Raw genomic sequence first — 12,267 nt, 5'->3', positions numbered from 1 at the left:
CGCATGGATGCGGCGACCAAGCCCCCATGGACGGGTTCACGGCGTCCCCGCGAACCCACAGTGCCCCGCCATCCCACGGAATGCCGCTCTTGCCTTGGCCGTTGCCGTTGCCGTTGCACTGAGCAGGTGCAGGGCGGCAGCCCTGCCGACAACACCCCCTACAACGATGGTATTACCCATTCAGTGCGGTATTCGCACACGTAGTCGATTACCGCACTTGAATGGTGCAGTGCGATAAACCTAATTTCACTCCCACAGTTTCATAGCAGTCCAAGCGATCCACCCCTGGCGGGGCGAGGGCAGCAGCCGGTCCGGTGCTGAAGCCAGGTGCAGGGGAAGACCGCCGGATTTCCCTTCACCTGTGCGGAGTGCTCGCATGCGCCGTCGTCTGTCCGTTGTTTCCCTGTCCCTGCTTGCCGTGCTGCCGTCGCTGGCGCTGGCCTACCAGGCCGAACCGCCGCGCGAAGCCCTGCAGGTCCTGCGCGTGGACCGCTATGCCGACGATGCCAACGTCGGCTCGCTGCGCTGGGCCATCACCACCGCCAACGCCGCACCGGGCCGCTACCGCATCGAGATCGACGCCGTCGGCGCCGCGCCCTACGTCATCAAGCCGGCCGCGCCGCTGCCGGAGATCAAGGGCCCGGTGCAGATCATCGGCACGCCGTGGGCGCGCGATGGCCAGTACGTCGCGATCGACGGCTCGGCCTACGTCACCGGCACCGGCACCGATGCCTGCCCGGGCGCCGAACCCGGCCAGTCCGGTACCAACGTGCGCACCACCACGCTGCCGGGCCTGGTCCTGCGCGATACCCAGGGCGTGGAGCTGGCCGGCCTGGAGATCCGCAACTTCTGCATCGGCGTGCTGGTCAACCGTTCCAGCCACAACGAGATCCATGACAACCGCATCGTCGCCAACAAGGGAGGCGCCGGCATCATGCTCACCGGCGACGACGGCAAGGGCCAGTCCACCGCCACCACCACCGTGCACAACCGCATCGTGCGCAATGAGTTCCTCGACAACGGCGACGGCCTGGAGCTGACCCGTGGCGCGGCCTGGAACCTGGTGGCCGACAACCTGTTCCAGTCCACCCGCGCCAACCCGGAGCCCTCGCAGGGCATCGAGATCCTGTGGGGCAATGACAACAGCGTGGTCCACAACCGCTTCGTCGATTACTCAGATGGCCTGCAGATCAACTGGGGCAACCGCAACTACATCGCCGCCAACACCTTCACCGGCAACTCGCTGGGCCTGAGCATCACCGGCAGCGGCAACGTGGTCGACGGCAACACCATCACCGACAATGGCATCGGCATCGGCGTGCGCCCGCAGCCGGTCAGTGCGCCGAACCGCTTCACTGCCAACCGCATCTACGGCAACGGCCTGCCGATCGAGCGCTGCGAAGCCGGCGGCGCCTGTGTGAAGGGCCAGCCGCGCGGTGCCATCGTGTTCGGTGTGCCGGGCCTGGAGCACGCCAGCTTCGTCGGCTCGCGCGGCCGTGGCGTCGACAACGATCCGTCCAAGCGTGCGCGCATCTGCACCGCCGCCGGCCAGGCCGACTGCCAGCCGCTGCCCAACCTGGGCCAGGCCGCGCCGCAGCTGACCGCCGTGCAGGGCAAGGGCGCGCAGCGCCAGCTCAACGGTCGTTTCCAGGGTGCGCCGGATTCCCGCTACCAGGTGGAAGTGTTCGGCAACCGTGCCGCCAATGGCAGCGAGGCCGAGCTGGTGCTGGGCAGCGTCGAAGCCCGCACCGATGCGCAGGGGCAGGGCAGCTTCACCTTCCCGCTCGGTGCCGGCGCAGATGCTGCCGCTGCCGGCAGCCTGACCGCCACCGTCACCTCGGCGCAGGGCGCCACCTCCCCCCTGAGCGCGCCGCTGTCGCTGCGCTGATCACCTCCACGAGACCGCGATCATGAATCCTGCGAAATCCCCGTCACTGGGCCTGTCCCTGGGCATCCTGGTCACCGCGCTGCTGCCGGCCCTGGCCAGCGCGCAGTCCAGCAACCGTTATGAAGGCAAGACGCTCACTGGCGACTGGGGCGGCACCCGCACCGACCTGTTCGAGCGTGGCATCGCCTTCCGCGGTGATTACGTGGGCGAGGCCATGGGTGTGGTCGATGGTGGCTACGGCGAGACCGGCGCGCGCTATGCACAGCAGGTGCGCGTGGGCATGGACCTGGACATGGGCAAGCTGGCCGGCTGGGACGGCGGTGCGTTCCACTTCACCCTCAACGACCGTCGCGGCCGCAGCACCTCGGTGGACTTCGTCGGCAACCGGTTCCCGATCCAGGAAGCGTACGGCGGCCAGTACACGCGCCTGACCGAGCTGAGCTACGACCAGACCTTCAACGCCGGCCAGTCGTACTACAAGCTGGGCTACTACGCGATGGGCAACCAGTTCGGCCTGCACAGCCTGCTGACCCATTTCGTCAACGCCGCCTTCTGCGCGCACCCGCTGGCGATGTCCGGCAACAGTGGCTGGTACAACTACCCGATGGCGCGCTGGGGCGGCGAGTTCGCGCAGCAGATCAGCCCGGCGGTGAACGTGCGCACCGGCTGGTTCCAGGTCAATCCGAACCTGGGCGGCAACATCGAGCGCAACGCGTTCCGTCCGTTCGTCTCGGGCACCACCGGTTCGCTGTTCCCGGTGGAAGTGACCTGGACCCCGGCCAAGGGCAGCCGCTACGCAGGCGTGTATAAGTTCGGCGGTTACTACGACACCTCGCGCGTGGACAAGCGTGGCCTGGACACCTCGCCGACCACGGGCCGCCACGGCGCCTACGTGCTGGCCGAGCAGCGCCTGACCCAGGAATCGGCCGACCCGAGCCGCGGCCTCACCGCCTTCGCGCAGTACATGGTGTCCGACACCGATACCGCGCAGATCAAGCGCTGGTACGCGCTGGGTGGCGTCTACCAGGGCATCGGCTCGCGCGCGCAGGACAGCATCGCGCTGGGCTACGTCGGCGCCGACATCAACGACCGCCTGGTCGATGCACGCCGGGCCACGCTGATGAGCGGTGGCGTGCCAACCGATTCGCCGTTGTACAACCTCAGCCAGGCCGAGGAGCTGTTCGAACTGTCCTACAGCTTCCAGGTGAACCCGTGGCTGATGATCCGCCCGGACGTGCAGTACATCGTCAACCCGGGCACGTTCAATTACAGCGGTACCGACAACGCCTGGGCCGTGGGTGTCCAGGCCAAGGTGACCTTCTGATGGCCGCGCGCTCCTTCCACGCTCTGGTGACTGCCATGAAATTCCCGTTCGCTTCCGTTGTCCTCGCCGGTGCGCTCAGCGCCTCCCCCCTGCTGGCCCTGGCCGCACCGCCGCCGGCGGTGCTGCAGGTCGGCCAGCTGCGCATCGGCGAGGGCAGCCCCCGCACCATCGTGCCGATCACCGGTGCCACCGCTGAAGTCGCGCTGCAGCAGGCCGCCGCGATTGCTGCCAGCAAGTCCACCGACATCGCCGAGTGGCGCATCGACTACCTGGACATCGCCACCGACGGCAAGGCACTGGTCGCGCTGGGCAAGCGCATCCAGGCCACGCTGGGCGGCAAGCCGGTCATCGTCACCTTCCGCACCAAGGCCGAAGGCGGCGCCAAGCCGATCAGCGATGCCGACTACGGTGCGCTGTACGCCACGCTGCTGCGCGGCGGCGTCGCCCAGCTGATCGACGTGGAGATGTTCCGCGACCCGAAGGTCGTGCAGTCGCTGGTGGCGCAGGCGCACAAGGCCGGGGTCAAGGTGGTGATGTCCAACCATGACTTCCATGCCACGCCGCCGCGCGAGGAGATCGTCGCGCGCCTGCTGAAGCAGCAGGCACTGGGCGCCGACGTGCTGAAGATCGCGGTGATGCCGCGTGATGCCGGCGATGTGCTGGCCCTGCTCGATGCCACCTGGCAGGTGCGCCAGCAGAGCGACAAGCCGCTGCTGACCATGTCGATGGGCGGCACCGGCGTGGTTTCGCGCCTGGCCGGCGAAACCTTCGGCCAGGCCCTGACCTTCGGCATGATCGGCACCCCGTCGGCGCCGGGCCAGGTCGAGGTCGATCGCCTGCAGGACGTCCTGCAGGTCATCCATGCATCCAGCCAGGCCGGTCACTGAGACCTTCCCCGCCGGACGTTCCATCGCATCACGCTGTTGCAGGAAATCGCACCATGAGCCACGCCTCCGCCGCTGCACCGCCGCTTGTCCTTGAACGGATGAGTCCCTTCCAGTGGACCGCCATCGCCATCTGCGTGCTGTTGAACATGCTCGATGGCTTCGATGTGATGGTCATGGCCTTCACCGCGCCGCACGTGTCGGCGGACTGGGAACTGTCGGGCAAGGTGCTGGGGCTGATGCTCAGTGCCGGCCTGGTCGGCATGGCGCTGGGTTCGTTCCTGCTGGCGCCGTTGGCGGACCGCTGGGGGCGGCGGCCGATGATCGTCTGCTGCCTGCTGATCCTCACCAGCGGCATGGCGCTGTCGGCGCTGGCCGCCAACACCTGGCAGCTGGGCGCGCTGCGCGTCTACACCGGCATCGGCATCGGCGGCATGCTGGCCGGTGTCGGCGTGATCACCGCCGAGTACGCCAACGCCAAGTGGCGCAGCACGGCGGTCGCGCTGCAGGCCACCGGCTATCCGATCGGTGCCACCGCCGGCGGCCTGCTGGCGGCGTGGATGCTGGAACGCTGGTCCTGGCACAGCGTGTTCCTGATCGGCGCAGGCGCGTCGCTGCTGTGCATTCCGCTGGTGCTGAAGTGCCTGCCGGAATCGCTGGATTTCTTGGTCGCGCGTCGACCGGCCAATGCGCTGCCGCGCCTCAACGCGCTGCTGTCGCGCATGCGCATGCCGGAACTGCAGGCGCTGCCGCCGGCACCGGTGCGCAATGGCCAGCGCCAGGGCTATGCGGCGCTGTTCGTCGGCGACCTGCGTCGCGTCGCGCTGCTGATCGCGCTGGCGTTCTTCCTGCACATGTTCGCGTTCTATTTCGTGCTGAGCTGGACGCCGAAGCTGCTGGTCTCGGCCGGCGTGTCGGCGCAGCAGGGCATCACCGGTGGCGTGCTGCTGAACCTGGGCGGCATCGTCGGCGGCAGCCTGTTCGGCTGGCTGGCGTCGCGCTGGTCGCTGTCGAAGCTGACCGCGGGCGCGCTGCTGCTGGCGATGGTGTCGATGCTGGGCTTTGCGGCGTTCAACACGCAGCTGGGCGTGGCCTTCCCGCTGGCCTTCGTGATCGGTGCGGCGCTGTTCGCGGCGATGGCCGGCCTGTACGCGGCGGCGCCGGTGGTGTTCGCCGCCGAAGTGCGCACCACTGGCTTGGGCTGGGCGATCGGCATCGGCCGCGTCGGCGCGATCCTCTCGCCGCTGACCGTGGGCGTGCTGGTCGATGGCCACTGGCAGCCGTCCGCGCTGTACGTGCTGTGCGCCTTGCCGCTGCTGCTGGCGGCCTGGGCGTGCCTCGGCCTGCGCGTCGGCGTCGGCCAGAACCGGCGTTGAACCGATGGGCGGCGCAGTTCACTCAATGTGCGATTATCGAATCAATGGTCCGAATATCGCATTGACCGGACGGGGCGCCGTGGCGACCATGTCCGGGTCGTGTTTTCCCTTCGCAGTGGCCCTGCAGCGTGGCGGCGATGACCGCCGGCAGGCAGGGCAAGGAGCAATGCAGTGATCGACAAGACCGTGGCCAGCGTGGAAGCAGCGGTGGCCGATATCCATGATGGCGCCACCGTGATGATCGGCGGCTTTGGTACCGCCGGCATGCCCGATGAGCTGATCGATGCGCTCATTGCACAGGGCGCGCGCGAACTGACCATCATCAACAACAACGCCGGCAACGGCGATACCGGCCTGGCTGCGCTGATCAAGCACAAGCGCGTGCGCCGCATCGTCTGCTCCTTCCCGCGCCAGGCCGATTCGCAGCACTTCGATGCGGCTTACCGTGCTGGCGAGATCGAACTGGAGCTGGTGCCGCAGGGCAACCTGGCCGCACGCATCCACGCCGCCGGTTCCGGCCTGGGCGCGATCTTCACCCCCACCGGCTACGGCACCGAGCTGGCTCAGGGCAAGGAAACGCGCGAGATCGACGGCCGCCACTACGTGCTCGAATACCCGCTGCATGCCGACTTCGCGCTGATCAAGGCCGACCGTGGCGACCGCTGGGGCAACCTGGTGTACCGCAAGACCGCGCGCAACTTCGGCCCGCTGATGGCGATGGCCGCACGCTGCGCCATCGTACAGGTGCGTGAAGTGGTGGCGCTGGGCGAACTGGACCCGGAGGCCGTGGTGACCCCGGGCATCTTCGTGCAGCGCGTGGTGCCGGTGGCCGCAGAAGGAGTGCAGGTATGAACAAGCTCAGCCGCGAACAGATGGCTGCGCGCGTGGCGCGCGATATTCCCGAAGGTGCCTACGTCAACCTGGGCATCGGCCTGCCGACCACGGTGGCCAACTTCCTGCCGGCCGACAAGGAGATCTTCCTGCAGTCGGAAAACGGCCTGCTCGGCATGGGCCCGGCGCCGGCCCCCGGGCAGGAAGATCCGGACCTGATCAACGCCGGCAAGCAGCCGGTCACCCTGCTCACCGGTGGCTGTTATTTCCACCATGCCGATTCGTTCGCGATGATGCGCGGCGGCCACCTCGACATCTGCGTGCTCGGTGCCTTCCAGGTGTCGGCACACGGTGATCTGGCCAACTGGAGCACCGGCGCGCCCGACGCGATTCCCGCCGTGGGCGGCGCGATGGATCTGGCCACCGGTGCCAAGCAGGTCTTCGTGATGATGGACCTGTTCACCAAGAAGGGTGAGAGCAAGCTGGTGGCCGAATGCAGCTACCCGCTGACCGGCCTGCGCTGCGTGTCGCGCGTGTATACCGATGTGGCGGTGTTCGACCTCGGCGCCGACGGCGCGACCGTGCTGGAGATGGTCGAGGGCATGGACATCGAACAACTGCGTGAACTGACCGGCCTGCCGCTGGCACTGGCCGAGGGAGCCTGAGATGAGCCTGCACGAAACCTATATCGTTGATGGCATCCGCACCCCGATCGGCCGTTACGGCGGCGCGCTGTCCGGCGTGCGCGCCGACGACCTCGGCGCGATCCCGCTGAAGGCGCTGCTGGCGCGCCACCCGCAGCTGGATCCGGCGCTGGTCGAGGATGTCTACCTCGGCTGTGCCAACCAGGCCGGCGAAGACAACCGCAACGTCGCCCGCATGAGCCTGCTGCTGGCCGGCCTGCCGGTGACGGTGCCGGGCAGCACGATCAATCGCCTGTGTGGTTCCGGCCTGGATGCGATCGGCACCGTGGCCCGTGGCATCGCCGCCGGCGAACTCGGCCTGGCCATTGCCGGTGGCGTTGAATCGATGTCGCGCGCGCCGTTCGTGATGGGCAAGGCGACTTCGCCGTTCGCACGCGACCAGCAGATCGAAGACACCACCATGGGCTGGCGCTTCATCAACCCGCGCCTGCGTGAACTGCACGGCGTGGAGACCATGGGCCAGACCGCCGAGAACGTGGCCGAGCGTTACGGCATCAGCCGCGAGGACCAGGATGCGTTCGCCCTGCGCAGCCAGCAGCGCACCGCCGCTGCGCAGGCGCGCGGCTTCTTCGACGGCGAGATCGTGGCGGTGGACGTGCCGGGCCGCAAGCGTGGCGAGACCGTGACCGTCGACCGCGATGAACATCCGCGCGGCGATACCACCGCCGAGGCGCTGGCCAAGCTGAAGCCGCTGTTCCGCCAGCCGGGCACGGTCACCGCCGGCAACGCCTCGGGCATCAACGACGGTGCCGCCGCATTGCTGCTCGCTTCGGGCGAGCAGGTGAAGGCGCTGGGGCTGACCCCGCGCGCGCGCATCCTCGGCTTCGCCAGCGCCGGTGTCGAGCCGGCGATCATGGGCATGGGCCCGGTGCCGGCCAGCCAGAAGCTGATGGCGCGGCTGGGCCTGTCCATCACCGATTTCGATGCCATCGAACTGAATGAAGCGTTCGCCTCGCAGGGCCTGGCCTGCATGCGCCAGCTCGGCCTGGCCGACGATGCCGCGCACGTGAACCCCAACGGCGGCGCCATCGCCCTGGGCCACCCGCTGGGCATGAGTGGCGCGCGCCTGGCGCTGACCCTGCTGCGCCAGCTGGAGGCCAGTGGCGGCCGCCGCGGCCTGGCGACGATGTGCATCGGCGTGGGGCAGGGCGTGGCGCTGGCCATCGAGCGCGTGTAAGCCTTCCCCCGTATCCATGATCTGCAAGACAGCCGCGGCCTTCGGGCCGCTCGCCAACAGGAGTACGCCATGAGCGATCCCACCGAACTGCGCGGCTACCGCAAGCCGTACCCCGGCAGCCAGCCGCCGCGCATCCATCTGCCGTATGCCTCCACCGCGCTGCGTGGCCCGGGTACCGACCCGATCGCCATCCCGGTGACGCTCTCGGAAGTGACCGGCCCGAGCATCAACCGCATCACCCTGGGTGAGCATGCCGCAGACCTGACCGCCGGTTTCCCCGGCCAGCCGCAGGGCGAGCGCATCATCGTCAGCGGCCGCGTGCTGGACGAGAACGGCCGCCCGGTGCGCAACACCGTGGTCGAGGTCTGGCAGTGCAACGCCGCCGGCCGCTACCTGCACAAGGGCGACCAGCACGATGCGCCGCTGGACCCGAACTTCAAGGGCACCGGCCAGGTGCTGACCGACAGCGAAGGCCGCTACCGGTTCACCACCATCAAGCCCGGCGCGTACCCGTGGCGCAACCACTACAACGCCTGGCGCCCGGCGCACATCCATTTCTCGCTGCATGGCGATGGCATCGGCCAGCGCCTGGTCACGCAGATGTACTTCCCCAACGACCCGCTGCTGGCGTTCGACCCGATCTACAACTGCGTGGACGATGCCAAGGCGCGCGAGCGCATGGTGTCCTCGTTCGACTGGGAAAACACCGCCAACGAATTCGCACTCGGCTACCGCTTCGACATCGTGCTGCGCGGTCGCAAGATGACCGTCTGGGAGTAAGACCATGAGTTTCCAATCCACTCCGTGGCAGACCGTGGGCCCGTACTACCGCCTGGGCCTGGAACCGCTGTACCGCACCGAGATCGCCCCGGCCACCGCGCAGGGCGAGCGCATCGAAGTGCAGGGCCAGGTATTCGATGGCAATGGCACGCCGGTGTCCGATGCCGTGCTGGAAATCTGGCAGGCCGACGCGCAGGGCATCTACGCCCATGGCGAAGACCCGCGCCGTGATGACCACGATCCCGCCTTCGATGGCTGGGGCCGTGTGCCCACCGACGACCAGGGCCGCTTCGCCTTCACCACCGTCAAGCCGGGCCGCGTGCCGGGCCTGCGTGGCGAGCCGCAGGCACCGCACTTGGTGGTGCTGGTATTCATGCGCGGCCTGCTGCAGGCCACCCGTGGCCGCATCTACTTCAGTGATGAAGCCGGCAACGGCGAGGATGGCATCCTCGCGCTGGTGCCCGCCGAGCGCCGCCACACCCTGGTCGCACAGGCGCAGGGCAAGGGCCTGTACCACTGGGACGTGCGCATGCAGGGCCCGGACGAGACGGTGTTCTTCGCTTACTGATCGCGGCGCGGCCAACGCGCCTTCCGGCCACTCCACGCCCGCGTGCAGCGGGCGCGGGTAAGCTGTGGCCACCCAGGATGGACTGCACCGATGAGCCACTCCCCAACGCTGCTGGGCGGTCTGTTCGGCGACCCTGTCGTCGATGCCGCGTTCAGTGATGAAGCACGCCTGCAGGCGATGCTGGATGTCGAACGCGCACTGGCGCGCGCGCAGGTGCAGTGCGGGGTGATTCCCGCCGCTGCGCTGGCCCCGATCGAAGCGGCGTGCAGCGCCGATCTGTACGCGATTCCCGCGTTGTCGGCGGCGACCGCACTGGCTGGGAATCCGGCCATTCCACTGGTCAAGGCACTCACCGCGCAGGTCAAAGCGAGCGACGCCGAAGCCGCGCGCTGGGTGCACTGGGGCGCGACCAGTCAGGACATCATCGACAGCGGCGCGGTGCTGCAGCTGCGCGCGGCGGTCAGCCACGTGCAGGCGCGCCTGCAACTGCTGTGTACCGCGCTGGCGCGGCTGGCCGAGGCCGAGCGCGGCACCGGCCTGCCCGGGCGCACGCTGCTGCAGCAGGCGGTGCCGGTCACCTTCGGCCTGAAGGCCGCCGGTTGGCTCGATGCGCTGCAGCGCAGCCAGCGGCGCCTCGATGCGCTGGCCGAAGACACCCTGGTCCTGCAGTTCGGCGGTGCCGCCGGTACGCTGGCTTCGCTGCAGACGCGCGGGCTGGACGTGGCCGAAGCCCTGGCCGCCGAGCTGCAGCTGCCGTTGCCGGCGCTGCCCTGGCATACCGCGCGTGACCGCATCGCCGAGTTCGGCAGCGTGTTCGCGCTGCTGACCGGCAGCCTGGGCAAGATCGCCACCGACATCGTGCTGCTGATGCAGTCCGAGGTGGCGGAAGCCTTCGAGCCGGCGGGCGAGGGCAAGGGCGGTTCCTCGGCGATGCCGCACAAACGCAACCCGGTCGGCTGCGTGGCCGCCATTGCTGCGGCCACCCGCGTGCCTGGCCTGCTGTCGACGCTGTTCGCTGCCATGCCGCAGCCGCACGAGCGCGCGGCCGGGCAGTGGCATGCCGAGTGGGACACGGTGCCGGAGATCGTGCGCCTGTGCGCCGGCAGCGTGGCCCAGGTAAGCGTGGTGGTGCAGGGGCTGCAGCTGGACCGCGAGCGCATGCGTCAGCACCTCGATAGTCATGGCGGCCTGCTCTATGCCGAAGCCGTGGCGGTCACCCTGGGTGAGCGCATCGGCAAGCCGGCCGCGCATGCGCTGGTGGAACAGGCGGCCAAGCAGGCGTTGGCGCAGTCGCTGCACCTGCGTGATGTACTGGCGCAGACGCCGGAGGTCACCGCGCAGCTTTCGCCCGCACAACTGGATGCCCTGTTTGCCGCCGACAGCTGGCGCGGCATGGCCGATATCTGGATCGACCGCGTGCTCGCGCGCGGCTGACCCCTACGTTCAACGCTGGAGCCCCCATGCCCTTCCTCGACCTTCCGCAGCATCGCCTGCATTACCAGACCGAAGGCCGCGCCGATGGCCCGTGGCTGACCTTCTGCAACTCGCTCGGTACCGACCTGGGCATGTGGCAGCCGCAGGTGGATGCGCTGGCCTCGCAGTACCGCATCCTGCGCTACGACCGTCGTGGCCATGGCCAGTCCAGTGCGCCGCCGGGGCTGTACACCGTGGCCGAGCTGGGCGCCGACGTGCTGGCCCTGTGGGATCACCTCGGCATCGAGCGCAGCCACTTCTGCGGCCTGTCGATCGGCGGCCTGACCGGGCAGTGGCTGGGCGTGCACGCCGGCAACCGCCTGCGTACGCTCACCGTGGCCGCTACCGCGGCGAAGATCGGCACGCTGGACGGCTGGCAGGCGCGCATCGCCCAGGTCCAGCACGACGGCTTGCTGCCGCTGGTGGATGGCACCCGCGAGCGCTGGTTCACCGCCGGCTTCGCACAGACCCATGCCAGCCAGGTAGAAGACATCCTGCAGCGTTTCCTCGCCACCAGCGTCGAAGGCTACGCTGGTTGTTGCAACGCGGTGGGCACGGCCGACTTCCGCGATGTGCTGGGCCGCATCGGCGTGCCGCTGCTGGCCATTGCCGGTGATGACGATCCGGTCTGCGTGCCGGCCGAGCTGCAGGCGATCGCCGAGGGCGTGGCGCAGGGGCGTTATGCCGCTGTAGCAGGCCGCCACATCTGCAACCTGGAATCGCCGCAGGCGTTCACTGACGCACTGGCCGCGCATCTTTCCGCGCCGCACTGAATCACTCAACAGGATGACGACGATGGACGAACAGGAACGCTACGAAGCCGGCCTTGCGGTGCGCCGCCAGGTGCTGGGCGAGGCGCATGTCGACCGCTCGCTGCAGGCGCGCACGGAATTCACGACTGAATTCCAGGATTTCATTACCCGCACGGCGTGGGGCACGGTGTGGACCCGCGACGGACTGCCGCGGCATACGCGCTCGCTGCTGACCATCGTGATGATGGTGGCGCTGGGCCATGACGAGGAATTCAAGCTGCACATCCGCGCCGCCCGCAACAACGGGGTGACGCCGGAGGAGATCAAGGAAGTGCTGCTGCAGGCGGCGATCTACTGCGGCGTGCCGGCGGCCAATCACGCGTTCGCGCTGGCCAAGCCGATCCTGGAAGAGCAGGCTTCGGAGCGCTGACGCCGAACATCCGCCGGGCATGGCCCGGCGCTACCCCGCCCCGCTTGCCGCGTCGTGCCGGTGCCGGGGGCGGGGCATCG

At 68.8% G+C, this 12,267-nt stretch carries 12 protein-coding genes; all 12 read left to right on the top strand.

Features of this window, described 5'->3' with window-relative positions; translation table 11 throughout:
- The first annotated feature begins 376 nt into the window (after positions 1–376).
- The 12 genes from IAE56_RS18615 to pcaC all read left to right on the top strand — a co-directional run bounded on the left by IAE56_RS18615 (position 377) and on the right by pcaC (position 12,187).
- Positions 377–1,888 (top strand): right-handed parallel beta-helix repeat-containing protein, encoded by a 1,512-nt coding sequence (locus tag IAE56_RS18615; RefSeq protein WP_200753551.1) that lies wholly within the window; start codon positions 377–379, stop codon positions 1,886–1,888.
- Positions 1,889–1,910: 22 nt separating this feature from the next.
- The gene (locus IAE56_RS18610) at positions 1,911–3,212 is read left to right on the top strand and encodes a carbohydrate porin (protein ID WP_200753550.1); all 1,302 of its coding nucleotides are present in this window, start codon (positions 1,911–1,913) and stop codon (positions 3,210–3,212) included.
- A gap of 35 nt (positions 3,213–3,247) precedes the next feature.
- Positions 3,248–4,099, top strand: coding sequence for a type I 3-dehydroquinate dehydratase (gene aroD, locus IAE56_RS18605; RefSeq protein WP_234456198.1), 852 nt, complete (start codon positions 3,248–3,250; stop codon positions 4,097–4,099).
- A 53-nt stretch (positions 4,100–4,152) separates the two neighbouring features.
- Positions 4,153–5,472: an MFS transporter gene (locus IAE56_RS18600; RefSeq protein ID WP_200753548.1), complete on the top strand. Its 1,320-nt coding sequence runs from the start codon at positions 4,153–4,155 to the stop codon at positions 5,470–5,472.
- A gap of 171 nt (positions 5,473–5,643) precedes the next feature.
- Positions 5,644–6,324, top strand: coding sequence for a 3-oxoacid CoA-transferase subunit A (locus tag IAE56_RS18595; protein WP_200753547.1), 681 nt, complete (start codon positions 5,644–5,646; stop codon positions 6,322–6,324).
- Entirely contained in the window at positions 6,321–6,968 is a 648-nt protein-coding gene (locus IAE56_RS18590) for a 3-oxoacid CoA-transferase subunit B (RefSeq protein WP_200753546.1), read from the top strand. The genes IAE56_RS18595 and IAE56_RS18590 overlap by 4 nt, the downstream gene beginning before the upstream one ends.
- Before the next feature lie 7 nt (positions 6,969–6,975).
- The gene (gene pcaF, locus IAE56_RS18585) at positions 6,976–8,184 is read left to right on the top strand and encodes a 3-oxoadipyl-CoA thiolase (protein WP_200753552.1); all 1,209 of its coding nucleotides are present in this window, start codon (positions 6,976–6,978) and stop codon (positions 8,182–8,184) included.
- 69 nt (positions 8,185–8,253) lie between these two features.
- Positions 8,254–8,964 carry a protocatechuate 3,4-dioxygenase subunit beta gene (pcaH, locus tag IAE56_RS18580; protein ID WP_079221590.1) on the top strand — a complete coding sequence of 237 codons (711 nt, stop codon included), beginning with the start codon at positions 8,254–8,256 and terminating at the stop codon, positions 8,962–8,964.
- Positions 8,965–8,968: 4 nt separating this feature from the next.
- Entirely contained in the window at positions 8,969–9,532 is a 564-nt protein-coding gene (pcaG, locus tag IAE56_RS18575; protein ID WP_200753545.1) for a protocatechuate 3,4-dioxygenase subunit alpha, read from the top strand.
- Positions 9,533–9,622: 90 nt separating this feature from the next.
- A complete protein-coding gene (locus IAE56_RS18570; protein ID WP_200753544.1) occupies positions 9,623–10,966 on the top strand; it encodes a 3-carboxy-cis,cis-muconate cycloisomerase in 1,344 nt (447 codons plus the stop codon).
- A 26-nt stretch (positions 10,967–10,992) separates the two neighbouring features.
- Complete coding sequence (gene pcaD / locus IAE56_RS18565) at positions 10,993–11,778, top strand: 3-oxoadipate enol-lactonase (RefSeq protein WP_200753543.1); 786 nt, start codon at positions 10,993–10,995, stop codon at positions 11,776–11,778.
- 22 nt (positions 11,779–11,800) lie between these two features.
- A complete protein-coding gene (gene pcaC / locus IAE56_RS18560; RefSeq protein ID WP_200753542.1) occupies positions 11,801–12,187 on the top strand; it encodes a 4-carboxymuconolactone decarboxylase in 387 nt (128 codons plus the stop codon).
- The last annotated feature ends 80 nt before the right edge of the window (positions 12,188–12,267 follow it).

Source organism: Stenotrophomonas sp. S41 (genome assembly GCF_016624625.1).
Classification (GTDB): Bacteria; Pseudomonadota; Gammaproteobacteria; order Xanthomonadales; family Xanthomonadaceae; genus Stenotrophomonas.
Note: the sequence above shows the minus strand (reverse complement) of the source record. Positions and strands in the feature narration are given on the sequence as shown.

Excerpts from the sequence above, each read along its gene's own strand:
- IAE56_RS18615 (WP_200753551.1), top strand. The coding sequence starts at position 377 with ATGCGCCGTCGTCTGTCCGTTGTTTCCCTGTCCCTGCTTGCCGTGCTG.
- IAE56_RS18610 (WP_200753550.1), top strand. The coding sequence starts at position 1,911 with ATGAATCCTGCGAAATCCCCGTCACTGGGCCTGTCCCTGGGCATCCTG.
- aroD (WP_234456198.1), top strand. The coding sequence starts at position 3,248 with ATGAAATTCCCGTTCGCTTCCGTTGTCCTCGCCGGTGCGCTCAGCGCC.
- IAE56_RS18600 (WP_200753548.1), top strand. The coding sequence starts at position 4,153 with ATGAGCCACGCCTCCGCCGCTGCACCGCCGCTTGTCCTTGAACGGATG.
- IAE56_RS18590 (WP_200753546.1), top strand. The coding sequence starts at position 6,321 with ATGAACAAGCTCAGCCGCGAACAGATGGCTGCGCGCGTGGCGCGCGAT.
- pcaH (WP_079221590.1), top strand. The coding sequence starts at position 8,254 with ATGAGCGATCCCACCGAACTGCGCGGCTACCGCAAGCCGTACCCCGGC.
- pcaG (WP_200753545.1), top strand. The coding sequence starts at position 8,969 with ATGAGTTTCCAATCCACTCCGTGGCAGACCGTGGGCCCGTACTACCGC.
- IAE56_RS18570 (WP_200753544.1), top strand. The coding sequence starts at position 9,623 with ATGAGCCACTCCCCAACGCTGCTGGGCGGTCTGTTCGGCGACCCTGTC.
- pcaD (WP_200753543.1), top strand. The coding sequence starts at position 10,993 with ATGCCCTTCCTCGACCTTCCGCAGCATCGCCTGCATTACCAGACCGAA.
- pcaC (WP_200753542.1), top strand. The coding sequence starts at position 11,801 with ATGGACGAACAGGAACGCTACGAAGCCGGCCTTGCGGTGCGCCGCCAG.